At 68.2% G+C, this 19,093-nt stretch carries 15 protein-coding genes; 7 read left to right on the plus strand and 8 right to left on the minus strand.

The genetic code is table 11. The features are described from left to right. Nucleotides 1–273 precede the first annotated feature (273 nt). The gene (locus tag AAF184_07350; GenBank protein MEO0422134.1) at nt 274–1,482 is read right to left on the minus strand and encodes a threonine synthase; all 1,209 of its coding nucleotides are present in this window, start codon (nt 1,480–1,482) and stop codon (nt 274–276) included. A 117-nt stretch (nt 1,483–1,599) separates the two neighbouring features. Here AAF184_07350 and AAF184_07355 point away from each other — a divergent pair, with 117 nt between their 5' ends. The 3 genes from AAF184_07355 (at nt 1,600) to AAF184_07365 (ending at nt 4,243) form a co-directional block, all read left to right on the plus strand. Then, nucleotides 1,600–2,979 carry an amidohydrolase gene (locus tag AAF184_07355; protein MEO0422135.1) on the plus strand — a complete coding sequence of 460 codons (1,380 nt, stop codon included), beginning with the start codon at nt 1,600–1,602 and terminating at the stop codon, nt 2,977–2,979. Between the two features lie 121 nt (nt 2,980–3,100). After that, entirely contained in the window at nt 3,101–3,841 is a 741-nt protein-coding gene (locus AAF184_07360; GenBank protein MEO0422136.1) for a VPLPA-CTERM sorting domain-containing protein, read from the plus strand. 219 nt (nt 3,842–4,060) lie between these two features. Beyond that, entirely contained in the window at nt 4,061–4,243 is a 183-nt protein-coding gene (locus AAF184_07365) for a hypothetical protein (GenBank protein ID MEO0422137.1), read from the plus strand. Between the two features lie 29 nt (nt 4,244–4,272). On the opposite strand, the gene AAF184_07370 is transcribed toward AAF184_07365, so the two are convergent. The 6 genes from AAF184_07370 to AAF184_07395 all read right to left on the minus strand — a co-directional run bounded on the left by AAF184_07370 (nt 4,273) and on the right by AAF184_07395 (nt 14,089). After that, nucleotides 4,273–4,890: a hypothetical protein gene (locus tag AAF184_07370; protein MEO0422138.1), complete on the minus strand. Its 618-nt coding sequence runs from the start codon at nt 4,888–4,890 to the stop codon at nt 4,273–4,275. An 86-nt stretch (nt 4,891–4,976) separates the two neighbouring features. After that, nucleotides 4,977–8,159, minus strand: a complete 3,183-nt coding sequence (locus AAF184_07375) for an efflux RND transporter permease subunit (GenBank protein ID MEO0422139.1) — start codon at nt 8,157–8,159, stop codon at nt 4,977–4,979. Further along, nucleotides 8,156–9,433, minus strand: coding sequence for an efflux RND transporter periplasmic adaptor subunit (locus AAF184_07380; protein ID MEO0422140.1), 1,278 nt, complete (start codon nt 9,431–9,433; stop codon nt 8,156–8,158). The genes AAF184_07375 and AAF184_07380 overlap by 4 nt, the downstream gene beginning before the upstream one ends. A 161-nt stretch (nt 9,434–9,594) precedes the next feature. Next, on the minus strand, nt 9,595–12,987 hold the full coding sequence (locus AAF184_07385; GenBank protein ID MEO0422141.1) for a PQQ-dependent sugar dehydrogenase: 3,393 nt from the start codon (nt 12,985–12,987) through the stop codon (nt 9,595–9,597). A 101-nt stretch (nt 12,988–13,088) separates the two neighbouring features. After that, nucleotides 13,089–13,508 carry a type IV pilin protein gene (locus AAF184_07390; protein MEO0422142.1) on the minus strand — a complete coding sequence of 140 codons (420 nt, stop codon included), beginning with the start codon at nt 13,506–13,508 and terminating at the stop codon, nt 13,089–13,091. A 26-nt stretch (nt 13,509–13,534) separates the two neighbouring features. Next, complete coding sequence (locus AAF184_07395; protein MEO0422143.1) at nt 13,535–14,089, minus strand: GspH/FimT family pseudopilin; 555 nt, start codon at nt 14,087–14,089, stop codon at nt 13,535–13,537. Between the two features lie 350 nt (nt 14,090–14,439). On the opposite strand from AAF184_07395, the gene AAF184_07400 reads away from it, so the two are divergent. Then, the gene (locus AAF184_07400; protein MEO0422144.1) at nt 14,440–15,168 is read left to right on the plus strand and encodes an HAD-IA family hydrolase; all 729 of its coding nucleotides are present in this window, start codon (nt 14,440–14,442) and stop codon (nt 15,166–15,168) included. Nucleotides 15,169–15,171: 3 nt separating this feature from the next. Continuing rightward, the gene (gene shc, locus AAF184_07405) at nt 15,172–17,214 is read left to right on the plus strand and encodes a squalene--hopene cyclase (protein MEO0422145.1); all 2,043 of its coding nucleotides are present in this window, start codon (nt 15,172–15,174) and stop codon (nt 17,212–17,214) included. On the opposite strand, the gene AAF184_07410 is transcribed toward shc, so the two are convergent. Next, on the minus strand, nt 17,215–17,928 hold the full coding sequence (locus AAF184_07410) for a hypothetical protein (protein ID MEO0422146.1): 714 nt from the start codon (nt 17,926–17,928) through the stop codon (nt 17,215–17,217). It abuts the gene before it with no gap. A 204-nt stretch (nt 17,929–18,132) separates the two neighbouring features. Between AAF184_07410 and AAF184_07415 the strand changes: the two genes are divergently transcribed. Both AAF184_07415 and AAF184_07420 read left to right on the plus strand, forming a co-directional pair. After that, on the plus strand, nt 18,133–18,705 hold the full coding sequence (locus AAF184_07415) for a nitroreductase (protein MEO0422147.1): 573 nt from the start codon (nt 18,133–18,135) through the stop codon (nt 18,703–18,705). 52 nt (nt 18,706–18,757) lie between these two features. After that, a complete protein-coding gene (locus AAF184_07420; GenBank protein MEO0422148.1) occupies nt 18,758–19,081 on the plus strand; it encodes a 2Fe-2S iron-sulfur cluster-binding protein in 324 nt (107 codons plus the stop codon). Nucleotides 19,082–19,093 lie beyond the last annotated feature (12 nt).

The following is a 19,093-nucleotide window of genomic DNA, read 5'->3' on the forward strand; positions in this document are numbered from 1 at the left end:
TTCGCGAATCAGTTTCGTTATTAGAGGCGATCCGTCGACGCCCCAACATATTGTTGAGACGCGACAAATATAGCGAATGTAAAGGCGGTCGTCGCGCTGATTTCGCGTATCGGATCTGCAGCAATTTGCTGCGGTGAACAAGGCTGGCCCCGCTCACCGCCGCAGGCGCTTGATTCTCTTGGTGCTATGCGTCGGCGACGGCCTATGCGCAGCGAGCCGGGCTGCTACCCGATCGCTGCAGAAGTGAATGTCACGTCGTGTGTTAGCTGGTGCTCAAGCGGTGGGCGGCTGGACCACGGGACCGTCGATCGGCGGCAGGGGGTACTTCAGGCCGGTCGCGCAATTGAACAGAACGGCGTGATCGGTGGGCGCGATGAGTCCCCGGTCGCGCGCTAGCTGCCAGGCAGCGTAGGTGGCAGCCCCTTCTGGGCAGAGGAGCAGTCCCTCCTCGGTGGCGACCTCGGCGAGGGCGCGCGTGGTGTGCTCGTCGTCCACGGCAATGGCGAAGCCGCCGCTTTCGCGCACGGCGTCGAGGATCAGGAAATCGCCGATTGCCGCGGGCACGCGAATCCCCGTCGCCACCGTGTGCGGGTCGACCCAGGGCTCGGCGTGGGTGTCGCCGCGCTCGAAGGCGCGCACGATGGGGGCGCAGCCGCTCGCCTGCACCGCCACCATCCTTGGCATGCGTGCATCGTCGAGCCAGCCGAGTTGGCGCAACTCGGCGAAGGCCTTCCACATGCCGATGAGCCCCGTGCCGCCGCCGGTGGGATAGAAGATGACGTCGGGCAGGCGCCAGCCCAGCTGCTCGGCGAGTTCGAGCCCCATCGTCTTCTTGCCCTCGATGCGGTAGGGCTCCTTGAGGGTGGAGACGTCGAACCAACCCTCCTGTGTCTTGCGCTCGCCGACCAGGCGGCCGCAGTCGTTGATGTAGCCATCGACCCGATACACCGTGCCGCCTTGCAGGGCCGTCTCCTCCATGTTGATGCTGGGCGTGTCCTTGGGGCAGAAGACGTGACACGGCAGGCCGGCCCGCGAGGCGTAGGCGCTCAGCGCCGCGCCCGCGTTGCCGTTGGTGGGGATGGCGAAGGCGCTCACGCCAAGCTCCCGGGCCATGGTCACCGCCATCACCAAGCCGCGTGCCTTGAACGATCCAGTGGGCAAGCGCCCCTCATCCTTCACCGTGAGCCGTCCCTGGGATCCGCCGAGGCGCGGCAGCCCCACCAGCGGGGTCATCTGCTCGCCCAAGCTCACGCGGTTCGCGAAGTCCCGGACGGGCAGCAGCTCGCGGTAGCGCCAGAGCGTGGGCTCGCGATCGCGCAGGTCTTCGCGCTGAACGGCCCGGCCCACCGCGTCCAGATCGTAGTGGACCAGCAGCGGCGCCCCCTGCGGCGATAAGTTGTGCAGCTGGCCCGCGGGCAGGTGTTCGCCAGTCTTCGAACAGCTCAGGTGGGTGACGAAGCAGCGATCATCGGCGGCGCCCATAGGGGGGTCCTCGTGGTGCGGTGGTGGCGGGGGCTTGTGCTAGGCTCGACGGAGCAGTGCGCGCCTATCCTCGCAGCACTCCCCGATCAGCACCAGAACGCAAGCAACGGAGCTCCCATGCCCAGGACCGCGGCCCCCCTACACACCACCCTGCTCGCCGCCGTGACGGCCGGTCTGGCACCGCTCGCGCAAGCCGAGTTGACGCCGGAGCAATTGGAGCGGGCGATCGACGCGGACTACGCCTACCTCGGGAACTTGTTCGTTCACTTCCACGAGAATCCGGAGCTCTCCTTCCGCGAGGAGCAGACGGCCAAGCGCTTGGCGCAGGAGCTGCTCGATGCAGGCGTGCCCGAGGTGACCACGGGTGTGGGTCGCACCGGCGTCGTCGCGATCCTGCGCAATGGGCCAGGGCCTGTGGTGATGATCCGCGCCGATATGGACGGCCTGCCCGTGCGCGAGCTGTCGGGCCTCGAGTACGCCTCGGAGGCGAAGCAAACGAATATCTTCGGTGATGAGAAGCCGGTGATGCACGCCTGCGGTCACGACATGCACATGGCCTCGCTGGTGGGCACGGCGCGCCGCCTGGTGGCGATGCGCGAGGAATGGTCGGGCACGGTGGTGTTCATCGGTCAGCCGGCCGAGGAGCGCATCACCGGCGCCAAGGCCATGCTCGACGACGGCCTCTACGAACGCTTCCCCCGCCCAGACTACGCCCTCGCCCTGCACGTGGCGGCGGGCGAGCCGGCCGGCAAGATCGGCGTCACCTCCGGCCTCACCTATTCGAGCTCGGACAGCGTGGACATCACCGTGCACGGCGTCGGGGCCCACGGCGCCTCGCCTCACCGCGGTAAGGACCCGGTGGTGCTGGCGGCACAGATCATCGTCGCCCTGCAGACGCTGGTGAGCCGTGAGGTCTCTCCGCTCAAGCCCGGCGTGGTCACGGTGGGTTCCATCCACGGCGGTCAGAAGCACAACATCATCGGCGAGCGCGTCGATCTTCAGCTCACGGTGCGGTCGAACGATGAGGACACGCGTCGGCGCTTGCTCACGGGCATCGAGCGCATCGCGATCAACGCCGGACGCATGGCGGGCTTCCCGGAGGACAAGCTCCCCACGGTGACCTTCCTCGAGGAGTCCACGCCGGTGACCGAGAACGATCCGGCCCTCGCCTCACGCATCATTCCCCGCCTCCAGCGCGACATGGGCGACGGTCAGGTGTACTTCGCTGAACAGAAGGGCATGGGTGCCGAAGACTTCGCCTATTTCACGAAGACCGCGGACGCCGTGCCCGGCTTCTATTTCCGCGTGGGAGGCACGCCTGAAGAAGACCTGATCCGCGAGCGCGACGGCGGTGCGCAGGTGCCGTCCCACCACTCGCCCTTCTTCAGGATCGCGCCAGAGCCTTCGATTCGGGCAGGCGTGAAGGCCATGACGCTGGCCGCGATCGAACTCCTCGACGCCCCCTCAGAGCCTGCCAGCGGGGACGCTTCCCGCTAGCGCGCCGCGCGCCGGCACATACACACTTCATCGAATCGTCATCAGCCGGCAACGTTGGCGCTCTAGCCTCGCCGGCTGATATTCCGATTAAACGCGCTTCGGCGCCCGGGAAGACGAAACGATGAAGAACGCGACCCTGCTCTCACTCCTATGCCTCGGCGCCTGGTCGGGCGCCACGAGCGCCTCCACCATCGCCGGCACCAGCTTTGAAGAACCGCAAGCCGTCGGCGGCCAGTACACCGACACGCTGCCGGCAGACACGGACCACGCTCTGCTGGACAACGCGGGCGAGCCGATCGTCAACTACACCAGCATCGGCGGTGAGCTCGGCTTTTCGAGCTTTTACACCAACACGCGCGACAGCAGTGGCCTGACCGACGGCGATTTCGTCGGCGTCACGGACTTCACCGGCGATGTCGGTGCCTACACCGATGGCCTGCAGGGGTTCCAGATCAGCGACCCCGACGGCCTGATGACCATCACCTTCGACACCGTCGACCTCTCCGGCGTCACGGACGCCACCCTCACCGTGGATCTCTTCGTGAACGAGACCGGTTACGAGGATGGCGACCGCGTGCGCGTGTGGGTGGAGGGCGACGGGGGCGTCGTCGATCTCATCGACACCGCGGGTAGCGACATCGACGACCTCGGCATCGAGGGTGTGTGGTTGAACCTGATTGCCGATCTCTCAGGCTTCACCATGGCGACGCTCCTCTTCGAGGGCGAGTCGAACTCCTCCGCCGAGTCCTTCTACTTGGACAATGTCGCCTTCTCCGGCGCGGCCGCCGTGGTGCCCGTACCGGCCGCGGCCTGGTTGCTGCTCGGCGGCCTCGGCGTGCTGGGTCTGCGCCGGCGCGCCTGAGCCGATCCAGGCGCTGCTCCGCTCACGCCCGCGTCGACTTCTGTCGGCGCGGGCGTTTTGCTTTCCGGTCTGCGGGATCGCCTACGGGCGGCGCGGGGGGATTATGAGACGGGGATCACACCTGTACCTCCCCTCGCCGTCGCTGAGCAGACGCCGCCCGCTTCCTGCCTTGCCACACTGCCTCCATCACATGCACCCACGCGCAGATGGAGAGACGCAGTGAACAGCGAGCGGTTGGAACAGGTTAAATCCGTGGTGGTCGGCGCTCTGATGGCCGCGGCCTTCATCATCATCGGACCGCCTCAGGGCTCGACACCTGAGGAGGCCGAACCCGCCTTGGTGATGGTCGATCACTCGCCGGCGACCGACGGCCCTTACCTCTCGCAGCTGATCAGCGAGTAGGTGATCGATCGACTATCGGGGACGCTAGCTCAGCCGCGCCAGATCTCGGGCTCCGCCGGACAGCTTGTGACCGGCTGCGGTCGACTCTCGACGAGGTTCGTGCGCCAGCACTCGTCGAACACCGAGCAGTAGCAGGCCTCGAAGCGGTAGGTAAATCGCGCCCGGTCGATCGCCGACCACAATGGCTCCGACGCTGCGTCGTAGGGCACAGCGAACACCAAGACCGCTTCACCCGGGGCGAGCACGCGGCCGCTGGGGGTCGTGGTGTACGTCGTGGGCGCCTCGCGTTCCTCCGTGCTCTTCGGGGGCGTCCACTGGTCATCGTAGCCGTGGCGGATGAGCTCACCGATATGGCGCAGGGGGGTGCCGTCCTCGGCTCGGATCACGAAGGACTCGAGGCGCAAGGGGCCGACGCCGGCGTTGGACAGGGTCAGCTGGATCACCCGTTCCCCGTCCACCACATTGCTCGAATCGAGTTGGAGGTAGGGCCAGCTGTTGGCCTCGACCAGTCGCTCCATGGAGTCGGCGTTCTGCACGGCGATGAAGATCGAGGCGGCCGAGGTGGCCAGGGCGGCCAGGCTGACGATGATGCCAAACCAGTCACGCCTGGCAGCGGGGAGCTCTGCGGGTTCCGGGACGTCTTCCATCTTCGCGCTCGAGGCGTTCTCTCGCGAGAACGGTCTGGAGACGATAGCGGGCGATCCGTCGGGGATCCACCCGCTCCTGAAGTCCTCTAGCTGCCCACCGGCGCCGGTCGGGTCTCGCCGAGCAGGCGCTTCGCGAATGCCACGACCCGCCCCGGGAGCCGCACGAGATCGTCCAGCACCAGGTAGTTCATCGGAATCAGCAGCAGCGTGATGGCGGTAGCGAAGAGGATGCCGAAGCCCAGGGACACCGCCATCGGCACCAGGAATTGAGCCTGCGTGGATTTCTCGAAGATCAGCGGCATGAGCCCCGCGAAGGTGGTCAGGGAGGTCAGCAGGACGGGGCGGAAGCGGGCGCCGCCCGCGGCGTACACCGCCTCGCGCACGCTGGCGCCCTCGCGGCGCCGTTGGTTGACGTAGTCCACCAGCACCAGGCTGTCGTTCACCACCACCCCGGACAGGGCGAGCATGCCGAGCACGCTCACGAAGCTCAAGGTGAGGCCCATGATCATGTGTCCGAGCATGGCCCCGATCACGCCGAAGGGAATCACTAGCATCACGATCAGCGGCTGCAGGTAGGAGCGGAAGGGCACGGCCAGCAACACGTAGATCGCGAACAGCACGAACAGCGCGCCGTTGGTCACGCTGCCGAAGGACTCGCGCTGTTCGGCCGCCTCGCCCTCGAGGGTGAAGCGCACGGTGGGCCGGGTGGTGAGCTCGCCGCCGAGCCAGGCGTTGAGATCGGCCTTGATGCCCTCCACGTCCGCGCTTTCCTTGTCGACATCGGCCGTCACGCTGACCTTGCGTGTGCGGTCGACCCGCGTGATCGAGGCGAAGCCGCGCCCCTTGGTCGCCAGGGCCACTTCCTCGAAGGGCACGTCGGCGCCGCTGGCGGTGCGGATGGTCATGGCTTCGAGGGTGGCGATCGACTCGCGGTCCACGCGCGGGTATCGCAGGTACACCCGCACCTCCTCGCGGCCGCGCTGCACGCGCTGCACCTCGAGACCGAAGAAGGCCTGGCGCACCTGCGAGGCGAGATCGTCCAGGGTGAGGCCGAGGGGTTCCGCCTGGGGTCTCAGGGCTAGCTCGATCTCGGCCTTACCCGCCTCGAAGTCGTCGGTGACGTCGAAGACACCGGGGTAGGTGGCGAGGCGTTCGCGCACGCTCGCCGCCACTGCGCGCAGCTCGTCGAAGTCCTGGCCGGTGAGCTGCACATCGATGGGCGCACCGCCGCGGGCGAACTCCGCCCGCAGGTTCAGATCCTCGGCGCCGGGGATGGTGCCGATGCGCTTGCGCCAGCTGGCCACCACATCGCGGGTGGACGGCCCGTCCGGGCGACTCTCCGCCGGCGTCAACTCCACCAGCACACGCGCCACGTTGCTCTGCGCCGTCGTGCTCTGGCTGGACGAGAAGCCGCCCCCGCCGCCGCCGCCGACCACCTCGTAGATGTGGGTGATCACGCTCTCGCCGGTGACCGGGTCCACGAACTCCTCGCGCAGGGCATCGGCCGCATCGCTCATGCGCCGGGCCGCGGCGCGGGTCACCTCGAAGGAGGTGCCCGTCGGCATGGTGAGGCTCGCCGTGGCGGTCTCGCTCGGCACGCGGGGGAAGAAGATGAAGCGTAGGTTGCCGCTCGCCACGGTGGCGAAGGTCAGCATTGCCAGCGCGACGAAGGACGCTAGCACCACGTAGCGATAGCGGATGGCGAGGTCGAGGAAGGGTTGGTACACGTGCCGTACGAACCACTCGAGGGAGTCGGCGATGCGCCGCTGCACGCGCGTGAGCAAGCCCACGTCGTCGTCGCGCATGGCGTGGGAGCGCGCGTGCTTCAGGTGGGCGGGCAGGATCAGCTTCGATTCCACCAGGGAGAATAGCAACACGGGAATGACGATCAGGGGGAACTGGGCGAAGAGCTTGCCGCGCGTCCCTTCGATGAACAGCAGCGGCGTGAAGGCCGCCACCGTGGTCAGCACACCGAAGGTGACGGGCACCGCAATCTCCTGCGTGCCGCGGATGGCCGCCTGCTCCGGCGGTGCACCGGCGCGCAGGTGGCTGTAGATGTTCTCGCCGGTGACGATCGCATCGTCCACCACGATGCCGAGCACCAGGATGAAAGCGAAGAGGCTAAGAAGGTTGATCGTCACGCCCAGGGTGGGCATGAGGGCGATGCCGCCCATGAAGCACACTGGAATCCCAACCACCACCCAAAGGGCGACGGACCAGCGCAGGAACAGGGTGAGCAGGATGAGGATCAGCAAACCGCCCTGGATGGCGCTCTTGGTGAGCGTGCCGAGGCGCGCCTTGACCACTTCGGAGTTGTCGTCCCACACGGTGATGGCGACGCCTGCGGGCAGCGTGGCGGCGGCACGGTCGACGTAGTCCTTGACCGTGGCGGCGATCTCGATGGCGCTCTGGTCGCCCACGCGATCCACCTCGATCACGGCCGCCAGCTGGCCATCGAAGGCGGAGGACACGGGCTCTTCGCTGAACCCGTCGCGCACCACGGCGATCTCCGAGAGCGGGATGCGGGTGCCGTCCGCGCCGCGCACCACGATGCGCTCGAAGTCCAGGCGCTCGTAGGCCTGGCCCTCGGTGCGCAGCACGATGTCGCCGCTTGGGCTGCGGATCTGCCCCGCGGAGAGGTCCAGGGAGGAGCGCCGGATGGCCTGCGCCACCTGATCGAAGGTGAGGCCGTACTCGCGCAGGGTGGCAGCGGAGACCTCGATGGAGATCTCGTACTCGCGCACGCCCGAGAGCGAGACCTGAGTGATGCCGGGCAGGGTGGCGACGTCGTCGCGGACGCGCTCGGCGAGCTTGCGCAGCTCCGCCTCGGGCACGCTCCCGTGCAACACTACGTCGATGACTTCGAAGCCCGTCTGCGGGATGTAGACGACGGGCTTCTCCGCGTCCACGGGGAAGGTGCTGATCGCATCGACCTGCACCTTGATTTCCTCCAGCAGGTCCTTCGGATCGTAGCCGCGGTCCACTTCCGCCGTGATCGTGCCGAGCCCTTCGCTGGCCGTGGAGCGCAGGCGCTTGATGCCCTCGATCTCGTAGATCGCCTCCTCCACCTTGATCGTGATGCCTTGCTCCACCTCCACGGGCGTGGCGCCGGGGAAGGGCACGCGCACGTTCACCACGTCGATGTCGAAGGCGGGGAACACTTCCAAGGGGAGGCCGCGCACGGTCATGAAGCCCGCGCCGAGAATCGTCAGCATGAGCAGGTTCGCGGTGACGTCGTTGCGCGCGAACCAGTCGATCAGTCCCTTCATCGCGAGGCGCTCGCCGCCGCCTCGCCGGCCACCGCCGGGCTAGGTCGGCCGCCGCCGGCGCCGCCGCTCCCGCGGCCACGTCGCGGCGGCGCTTCGCCGTCCACCGTGGCGCGCACGAGGGTGCCATCGGCCACGACCGCGAGCGGCGTGGTCACCACCACCTCGCCCGCGCTCAGGCCCTCATCGATCACCACCGTGTCGTCGGTCAGCCAGGCGACGTGCACCTGACGGCGTTCTAAGGTGCTCTCGCTGGTCACGGTGAGCAGCTCGTCCGCTCCGCGCAGGGCCTGGCGGGGCAGCACGAAGACGTTGTCGAGGGTGCGCCCCTCGATCCGCGCCTCGACGAACTGACCCACGCGCAGGGGTGGGCGGGAGTCGTTGGCGAGACGTGCGTAGGGGTCGATCACCTCGGCGATGACGAACAGGCGTCGGCTGGCGCTGTCGATGGCGCCCTCGCTGCGCACGATGCGCGCCGACCACCGGTGCGAGCGATCGCCCAACTTGCCCGTCAGCTCGACGCGGGGGGAGGGAGCACGGCCCTCGTCGTCGCGGTAGCTGCCGGGCAGATCGACGTACGCGAGCTGTCGGCTCGCCAGGGGCAGGCGCACCTCGGCGCGTTCCACCGAGTAGAGCTCGGCGAGGGTGGAGCCGACGTTGACGAACTGGCCGACGTCCGCGCTGATCGAGAGCACGCGACCGGCGTAGGGGGCGCGCAGCACCGTGCGTTCCAGATCTACCCGCGCGCGTTCTAGCTGCGCCTGCGCCGAGGCGAGGTCGGCCCGGGCGGCGGCGATCTGAGGCTCGCGCAACCCGAGCGGTGGGGCTTCACGGCCGAGGGCCTTCCAGTCGCCGGCCACGACCTCCGCTTCGGCAAGTTCCAGCTCGAGGGCTGCCTGGGCCTGGGCGACCGCAGCTTCGGCCGACGTCACTGCCAGGCTGTAGTTGCGCGCGTCGATGCGCACGAGCACGTCGCCCGCCTCGAAGAAGGCGCCGGCGCGGAACTGCTCGGCGACCTCTTCGATGCGCCCTGCCACCTCGGGAATGAGGGTGGTGGCCGTGCGCGGGGACACGGTGCCGTCGCTGAGCAACTCGATAGCGTATTCGGTGGGCACCAGGCGGGTGGCGTCGACGCTCACCACCGAGGGCGGTGGCGTGAACCGCTGCGGCGTTTCGCGCCCGGCGATCATCGCCCGCGAGAGCACACCCCCGACCACCAACACCGCGATGGCCAACCCCGCCTTAAGCGCGGCTGACCGGATCTTGCTCTGCCCCATGGCTGTCCCCTGAACGCTTTCGTGGCTCTGTACCCGTCGGCATGGCGGGTACTGAACATGGATTCGCTAAGTCGATGACTTCGCTGAAGCTTAGGGGACGGATGTGGCCGCCACGGCAAAGATCCGTAAGGAATCGTTTGCCGTCGCGGTGGATCTTGGGATCACTCGTCCGGATCGGGATCCGGCGGCGGGTCGGCGAGCAGATCGGCCCAGGCCTGGATCGCTGCCTGCATCTGCGCGGCGTCGGCGTTGCAGTCCGCGCTCCAACATCGGTGGTTGTCCACGGCGAGGCGTTCGACGAGGCGCGAGGCAGCGGCCACTTCGAGGTTGACCAGCATGTTGTCGATGGTCTGCATGTGGGCCGTCTCCACCACGGGATCCGCGAAGCCCGGCGCGGCCGCGCCGCCCACCACATGGCAGTTCGAACACATCGCCTCGCCGCGCACCAAAGGCCACACGGTGGCCTGGAAGGCGGCGATGCTGGCCGCATCCGGATCATCCTCCGGCGGCGGCTCGTCCTCCGGCGGCGGCACGATGATGATGCCGACGTCGTCCTCGTCCGGGATCAGGCAATCGGGGCCCATGGCGCTGATCCAGGCGTCGACCAGGGCGATACCGGCGGCGTCGGCGATACGCTGGCCCGAAGGCGGCATCTGGCGCGGACCGCGCTCGGCCATCCGCGCGCGCAGGATCGATCGGTCCGTATCGCCCGGGGCGATCAGGCGCGGGTCCTCCACGCCGAGATCACCGCGCATGGGCGCGACGTCGCAGGCGCCGATCATGTCGACGGTCTGCTCGAAGCGCAGATCCAGGGCACCGGGGGCGCTGCCGCCGGGGCGATGGCAGCTGGAGCAGTTCACGTGCAGGTAGGCCCGGGCGCGACGGGTCAGGGTGTCTTCCGTGTCGTCCAGGCGCGGGAAGGCGGGCAGGTCGGTGGCCGGTGCCGGGAGCGCCTCGGTGAACAGCTCGATACCCTCCAGCGTCGTCAGCTGGTTGGCGCGTCGTGGCCCGTAGGTGAACAAGCTGTTTAGCTGCGGTGATTCGAGACCCAGGCTGCCGCCGGCAGGGCCGAGGTGGCAATCGAGGCACTCGTTCTCGCTCGGGTAGTACCAGAGGGGCCCCGCCAGACCTTCCGCTTCCCCTAGGTTGACGAGGGCGCCGCCGCGCACGCGGGTGGCGACGCGGGTGATCGGATCCCAGGCGTAGGTGTAGCCGCGCAGGCGCCCGTCCGTGTGCCGGGCGAGCACGCGCGTCTCCACCGGCGAGCCGTTGAGCTCGAGGGTCTGCAGCAGCACGTAGCTGTCGGGCAGGGTCCAGTCGCCGTTGCCCGTCTCGGGGTCGAGGCCGGCATCGACGAAGGTGTTGTTCGGCAGGGCGAAGCCTTTGCTGTGCACAGCCTCTTCCGTGAAGCTATCCACCAGGGTGGCGTAGGGGATCACCGCGCTGACAAAGGCTTCGAAGTCGTTGAGGTCGATGCAGCCTGTGTCCGCCAGGGCGTCGGGCCACGGGTTGTTCTCGCTCGCCGCGTTGGGCGTGATGCGGAAGTAGCGACCGGAGGCGATATCCGTGAGGTACAGCTCGCCCTCGGCGTCCTCGAAGAAGGAGGCCGGGGAACGGGTGGTGTCGAGCAGGCGTTCGACCGTGTAGCCGCCGTCGTCGGCGAGGCTCAGGGCGAGGACGCGACCGCTGACGAAGTCCGCGAAGACGTAGCGACCGACCAGCGTGGGGATGGCGCTGCCGCGGTAGACGTAGCCGCCCGTGATGGAGCTGCCGAGACCCTCATCGTGGGCGTACTCGGCCGTGGGGCGCACCAGGTCGATGTCCGTGCAGTCGACCGCCGGGTCGAAGCAGCGCGAGCCCTCGCGGATGCGCCAGCCGTAGTTGCCGCCGCCGACCAGCACGTCGATCTCCTCCACCGCGTCCTGACCCACATCCCCGGCCCACAGGCGGCCGGTGGCGCTGTCGAACTGCCACTGCCAGGGGTTGCGCAGGCCCCAGGCCCAGATCTCCGGGCAGGGCGCCGCGCCCACGCCGCCAGCGGCGCAGGTGGGGTTGTCGGCGAAGGGGTTGGTCTCGGGGATCGTGTAGGGCGTGCCGAAGTTCACGTCGACGCGCAGCATGGCGCCGAGGAGGTTGCTCGTGTCCTGGGCGTTGTCCTCGGGGTCGCCGGCACCGCCGCCATCGCCCATGGCGATGTAGAGCAGGCCGTCCTCGCCGAAGCCGATGCGTCCGCCGTTGTGGTTGGTGAAGGGCTGCTCGACCGTGAGCAGTTCGAGCTCGCTGGTCGGATCCAGGGTGAGACCGCCGTCCTCGCTCACGAAGCGCGAGATCACAGACGTGAGCGGGGCGGTCCCGGCGCCTGTGCGCGTGTAGGACACGTAGACGAAGCCGTTGAGGGCGAAGTCTGGGTGGAAGGCGGCGCTGAGCAGACCACCCTCGCCGGTGGCATCCACCTGGGCGGTGAGGTCCAGGAACACGGTCAGGCCCGTCGGCGGATCGTCCGGCAGGGCCTCGGGATCGGGCAGGGCGGCGCTGTCGTAGCGGTAGATCAGTCCGCCGCGCTCGACCATGTGCCACACGGTCGCCGGCGGCGGCTCCGTGCCGTCGAGGGGCTCCACGAGCGGGGGGCGCAGCAGCTGGATCGGGGCCGCGAAGTCTGGCAGGGACGGGAACGCGTCCGTGAGGCCCACGGTGGTGGCGCTGGTCGGCGTGGCGCCCGCGAGGCAGACGTTGTTCGGCGGGCGAGTGGTGAGGCCGACACCGTCGCTCTCGTCGTCGTCGTCCACGATGGTGCCGGTGGCGGGGCCCTCGGGCAGCACGCCGTTCACCACGTTGGAGAAGCTCAGCACGATCGATTCGGGGCCTTCCTCGGCGTCATCGTCGAGGAGGTCGACCACCACCGTCTGGCTGGTCACGCCGACGGAGAATGTCAGGGTGCCCATCACGGGCAGGTAGTCCTGGTCCGGCGTCGCCGTGCCCGGATCCACCGAGTAGTCCACCATCACCGGTGCATCGGGGGTGGCCGTGAGGGTGACGAGGAAGCTCAGGGGGGTGACGCCCGCGCTCGCCTCATCGGCGCTCGCGTCGGCCACCTGCAGCTGGGGGAAGAGGTCGTTGTCGACGATGGTGGCGATAGCCCCTGCCAGGAGGAACTCAGCACCTACCGGATTGCTTAGTTCGAGGCGGAAGTTCTCGTCGCCTTCGCGGATCTCATCACCGACGATGGGCACGGCCACGGTAGCACTGGTCTGGCCCACCTCGAAGGTGAGCATGCCCGTGCGACCGAAGAAGTCGATGCCCGCGGCCGCCGTGCCGTCCACCGTGGTGTAGTCCACGGTCACCGTGCTCTCGGGGGCCTTGTCGAGGGTGATGGTGAAGACCGCATCGACCGCGCCGTCATCGCCCTCGGTCACCTGGGTCTCCGCTACGCTGATCTGCGGCGGTGGCGTGGAGGCGTTGCCGGCCACGGGGTCCGTATTGACGGTGCACGCCGTGAGGAAGGCGGCGCTTGCGAGGATGAGGGTGGCGGCCTGCGCCTTAGCGTCGGTGGGCATCATCACGCGTCGTTTCCAAGTGGACCGGAGCGCAGACGGTAAGGCGCGCAGTTGCAGGCGGTGAAGCTGTCTCCCGTCGAAGACACGGGCGAGCGGGCCCCCTACCAGCAGGCGGTAGAGGTGTCACCGCCGGTCGTATCGACGGCGGTGCGTTGCCCAGCGGCGTTGATCGAGAAGCTCGCGCAGATGGCGTCGTTCACCTGCGGACCGCCCTCTGTGGGCGTCGCGGTGATCGTGTAGGTGGTGGCGTTCGCGGTCGGAATCGTGAGCGTGTAGTAGCCCGCGTCCGTCACCGGATCGTTCAGCTCGGACATGTCGCCGTAGCTGTTGTTCTGCAGGTAGAACTTCTCCTGCTCCGCCGCCACGCGCATCAGGGCTGCCGTGGCATCGGTGCGATTGCTGCGGCGGATCTGGTTGGTGAAGCTAGGCAGGGCGAAGGCGCCGAGGATGGTGATGATGGACACCACGATCATCAGTTCCGTCAGGCTGAAGCCAGCGGTTTGCTTTGCGTTGATGCTCACGTGAACTCCGAGGGTGGATCGGGGCGTCAGGTCGCGCAGCTCGGCGCGCCGGAGACTTCACCGTGGGTGACGATCTGCGGGCGGCCGGTGGCGGGCAGGCGAAGGATGCGAGCGCCCGCGTTGCCGCGCTCGTCGCAGAAGACCACGTCCCCGCTCATGGCCCCGCCGCCGATGGCGCGGGTGAATCCTGAGGAGACATAACTCACGTAGATCGGCAGCCCGTCGGCGATGGTGGTGATGCCGCCGCGCTGCCACACGTCATTGCGCAGGAGCACGTCGCCGGCCCCCGAATCGAAGGAGGCGTCGTCGTCCGCGTTCACGAAGACGGCGTAGCCGGTGCCCTCGGAGGAGCAGGCGGGCGCCTCGGCGATGGTGCTGCGGCATACGGTCACGCGCGTTCGCTGCTTCACCGCTTCCGAGCGCGCCACGTAGAGCGCGGCCAGCCACGTGTTGGTGGCCGCGTTCATGCGGCTCGAGCGCACCTGATCGATGAAGCTCGGCACGCCGACCCCCAGCACCAGGGCGGCGATCCCCACGGAGTAGAGGAGCTCTACCAGGGTAAATCCGCGTTGAGTGTTCATGAGCCGCAGTGTAGCCACGGCGTCGGCCGCCACCGGTTGAGGTGGTTCACAACTTGGAGCACGGGTCTTTTGCGGTGCGACGTAACCCTGAACCCGTTCCATGCAACCGGAATTCCATGTCATACGGCCACGAACGACGGGCCCTCGCCCCGAATCTCAGCGATCGGACTTGAGCCGCCCGGAGCGCCCGTGCAAAATCCCCCCGCAGCGCGTCAGAGGGTTCCCGAGCGAGCCAGGCGGCTAAAAGCTAAGCGATTTTTCGGCGTGAATGGAGCTGGCCAGCGGTCGCTTCATGGCTCGCGCTCTAAGCGACTCGCGAATCGGGGACCGTGGTGAGGGACATTAGCGTCGTGTCGCTCGATTTAGACGACACGCTTTGGGAGCTGGGGCCGGTCATCCGCCGCGCCGAGGCGACCCTGCACGACTGGCTGCGTCGGCACTACCCGGCGGTCAGCGAGCGGTTCTCCTCGGCGGACATGTTCGCCATGCGCCCGCTGATGCTGGCGCGTTACCCCGAGCACCGCCACGACGTCTCGACCTTGCGCCGGGCCACCCTGCGCCATTGCTTCGAGGCGGTCGGCGAGCCAAGCGCCGGGGCGGATCAGGCGTACGCCGTGTTCTACGCGGCGCGCAACGAGGTGGAGTTGTTCGAGGGGGCGTCCGCGCTACTCGAGTGGCTCAGCAAACGATTTACGGTGCTTGCCCTCACCAACGGCAACGCCGACCTGGAGCAGATTGGCCTGTCGACGCACTTCGAACACGTGGTCACGGCCGCGAAGGCGGGGGCCTCGAAGCCGGAGCGGACGATCTTCGATGTGGCCTTGGCCGCCTGCGGCGCATCGGCCTCGCAGGTGGTGCACGTGGGGGACCATCCCAGCGCGGATGTGGAGGGCGCCTTGGGCGCGGGCATGCACGCGGTGTGGTTCAACCCGCAAGGTCACGCGTGGCCGCAGGACATCGAGGTGCGACGGCGAACGGGCCAGGCGCATCACGAGGTGCGGTCCCTGGCGCAGCTGCGCACGCTGCTGCAGCCGGCGGCGCCTCGCGCCGCGACGACCGAGCAGAGTGGGAGAGGATAGGGTTTGGCAACCAATATTCTGGCAGAGGGGCAGCCTAGGGGCGCCGCGTCGCCGCAGGCGCTGGACGCCGCGATCAAGCGCGCGCTGGGCTGGCTCGACGATAACCAGGAAGACGGTGGCTTCTGGGTCGGGATGCTCGAGTCGAACTCGTGCATCGAAGCCGAGTGGCTGCTCGCCATGCATTTCCTTGGCATCGACGATGCGCCCAAGCGCGACGGCCTGGTGCGCGCCCTGCTCGCGGAACAACGCGAGGATGGCTCCTGGGAGACCTACCACGACGCGCCTCGCGGCGACATCAACGCCACCGTCGAGAGCTACGCGGCCCTGCGCGCCTGCGGCTTCGCGGCCGATGATCCGGTCATCGTTCGCGCCCGCGAGTGGATCTTCGCCAACGGTGGCCTCGGTGGCCTGCGCGTGTTCTCGCGCTACTGGCTGGCCCTGATCGGCGAGTGGCCCTGGGAGAGCACGCCCAACCTGCCGCCGGAGATCATCTTCCTGCCGAGTTGGATGCCCTTCAACATCTACAACTTCGCCTCCTGGGCGCGGGCCACCATGATGCCCCTCGCCGTGCTGTGCGCGCGGCGTTCGAGCCGACCGCTGCCGCCCGAGGCACGCCTCGACGAGCTGTTCCCGGACGGTCGCGACACCTTCGACTACCGCATGCCCAACACCAAGTCGGGCTCTTGGCGCGAGGTGTTCCTCAAGGCCGACCGCGCCCTCCACGCGTACCAGAACTTCGGCATTACGCCCGGGCGCAACGCGGCCATCCGTCTCGTGCTCGACTGGGTGGTGAAGCACCAGGATCAGGACGGCGCCTGGGGGGGCATTCAGCCGCCCTGGATCTACAGCCTCCTGATGCTGTACGAGGAGGGCTATTCCCTCGAGCACCCGGTGCTCAAGCGCGGCATCGAGGCCCTCGATTCGCACTGGTCCTACGAGCGCGACGGCGCCATCTACATCCAGGCGTCCGAGTCACCCGTGTGGGACACCTTGCTCTCCCTGCTCGCCATGCAGGATTGCGAATGCGACTACGCCTCGACGCCGTCCATGCAGCGCGCCGTGGAGTGGGTGCTGGAGCAGCAGGTGCGCGTGCCGGGCGACTGGAGCGTCAAGGTGCCGAACGCCACGCCGGGCGGCTGGGCCTTCGAGCGCGCCAACCTGCACTACCCGGATATCGACGACACGGCGGTGGCCCTCATCGTGCTGGCCCGCCTGCGCGGCACCTACCCCGACCAGGCCCGTCTGCAGCGCGCCATCGATGACGCGGTGGGCTGGACCCTGGCCATGCAGTCCTCGAACGGCGGCTGGGCGGCCTTCGATAAGGACAACGATCACGAGATCCTGACCCAGCTGCCCTTCTGTGACTTCGGGGAGGTGCTGGATCCGCCGAGCGTGGACGTCACCGCCCACGTGGTGGAGGCCTTAGGGTTGCTGGGCATGGACCGTCGCGAGCCCGCCCTGGCCAAGGCCCTCGACTACATTCGCCGTGAGCAGGAGCCGGACGGCAGCTGGTTCGGTCGCTGGGGGGTGAATCACATCTACGGCACGGCGGCGGTGCTGCCGGCCTTGAAGGCCGTCGGCGAAGACATGCGTTCGGTGTACGTGGTGCGCGCCGCCGATTGGTTGGTGCAAACGCAGTGCACCGATGGCGGCTGGGGCGAGAGCTGCGCCTCCTACATGGACGCCCGGTCCCGCGGTAAGGGCGAGAGCACGGCGTCGCAGACCGGCTGGGCCCTAATGGCGTTGATCGCCACGGGTAACCGTCGCTATCGGGACGCGATTCAGCGTGGTCTCGATTACCTCACGTGCTCTCAGCTCGATGAGGGCACCTGGGACGAGCCGCACTACACCGGCACGGGCTTCCCCGGCTACGGGGTCGGCGCCCGCCTCGAACTCGACGGCAAGGACCAGACGCTGGAGCAGGAACTGCATCAGAGCACGGAGCTCGGGCGCGGCTTCATGATCAACTACAACATGTACCGCCACTACTTCCCGCTCATGGCCCTCGGCCGGGCGCGCGAGTACCTCGCCTCCCTGACCGCGTAACTAGAGCGCGGGACGCCACACCTCGAAGCGAAAGATGCGCAGGTGGCGCTCGCCGCTGCCGCTCGCAGGGGCGTGGGCGACGCGCAACTCGTAGTCCCCCGAGGTGAGCTCATCGGCGGGCACGCTCAGGGTGGGACGCAGGGAGCCGAGGGTGTCGGCGCGCCAGCTCGGCGAGCCGCCGGCCGCGGTGAGTTCCAGGCGCCAATCGACGGGCTCGGCCGCGCGCAGCTGCGGCAGCAGATCCAGGCGGTCGGCGCGGGGGTCGAGGCGCACGGCGGGAATGCTCTGGGTGTTGGCCCACGCGGCCATGTGATCGGGCACGCTCACCACGGTGACCCGCTCACCGGTGGACGCCTCGTAGGCGGAGGCCAGGGGCACCACGTCGGTGTCGGCGGGGCCCGCGGTCACCCACCAGAGCATGAGGGCGGTGAGGACGATGCCGAGCGCCGCCCAGGCCGGGTGAGGGCGCCATCTCGCCGGCGCGTTAGGCTCTGCCACAATCGCCGTCACCTCCGAGCGCCCGAGCTCCCGCGCCAGGCGCAGCTGCTTGCTGAGCTCTGCCGGGGCCCCCTGCACGGACTGCTCGAAGGCACGCGCCTGCGCCGGATCGAGACGCCCGGAGAGGTAACGACGCAGCACCTCTCGCGGTTCGATGTACGGCGAGCGGGTTGCCTGGGGCAGGCGCAGGGGATGGCGGGTCATGTCGGGGGCCACGCAGCGGCTCTCCTCGGGGCGAGCATGAGTGAAGGCGCAGACCGACCCCGACGCTGGGCGGACTGCGGGCATGTCTTCTTATAGCGCTAGTCCCTCATCGACACGATGACAGGACACAACTTTTCACGCCCGTGCCGAGCTTCGTTAAACTTTCCGTGCGCTAGTTCAGGAGAACACCCTATCAACACGCAGACTGACGCCCCGTTGGGCCCCCTCGACGACGCCGGTGTCCGCCAACTGGTGGACGTGCTGTCGGGTCGTCGCACCATCAATCTGTTCGACGATCGGCCTGCGCCGAAGGACGTGCTCATTGACGCCATCGACACGGCGCGCTGGGCCCCCAACCATCGCCTCACCCAACCCTGGCGCTTCCATTTGCTCGGCGAACAAACCGTGCACCGGGTGATCGAACTGGAGGTGGCGCTCGCCGTCGCCCGCAACGGTGATGCGGCTGGCCCGCGCCGGCGCGAACGCCTGGGGGCGATCCCCGGCTGGTTCGTCGTCACCTCTGCCCTGTGCGGCGAAGAGCTCATGGACACGGAGAACTACGCGGCGACGGCCTGCGCGGTGCAGAATCTCTCCCTGTACCTGTGGGCCCGCGGGGTGGGCTTGAAGTGGACCACCGGCGCGATCACCCGCGACGAGCGCTTTTACGAGATCCTCGGCATCGAGACCGCCACCCATCGGGTCGTCGGCATGTTCTGGTACGGCTACCCAGCAATGGTGCCCGCGCAGAAACGCCTGCCCTGTGAGGAGATCGTCTCCCACCTGCCTTGATCACCGCCCGATCGCGCAATACCGATCGTAGTTACTAGGAGTGTGTTGAAAGATGACTCGACTGACCTTCGTCGAACCGGACGGACGCCGCCACGAGGTGGATGCGGACGATGACATGAGTGTGATGGAAGCTGCGATCGACAACGGGATCGATGGCGTCGAAGCGGTGTGTGGCGGGGGCTTGAGCTGCGCGACCTGCCACGTCTACGTCGATGAGGCGTGGGTGGATCGCCTGCCGAAGATCGAGGCGGGGGAGGAGCAGATGCTGGGCACCACGGCAGCGCCCCGAAAGGCCAACAGCCGCCTTAGCTGCCAGCTCGACGTGAGCTCGGAGGTCGACGGCCTGGTGCTCCACCTGCCGCCCTTCCAAAGCTGAGGGCCGCGCCTG

It is taken from the genome of Pseudomonadota bacterium, from assembly GCA_039815145.1.
Classification (GTDB): domain Bacteria; phylum Pseudomonadota; class Gammaproteobacteria; order Steroidobacterales; family JBCBZW01; genus JBCBZW01.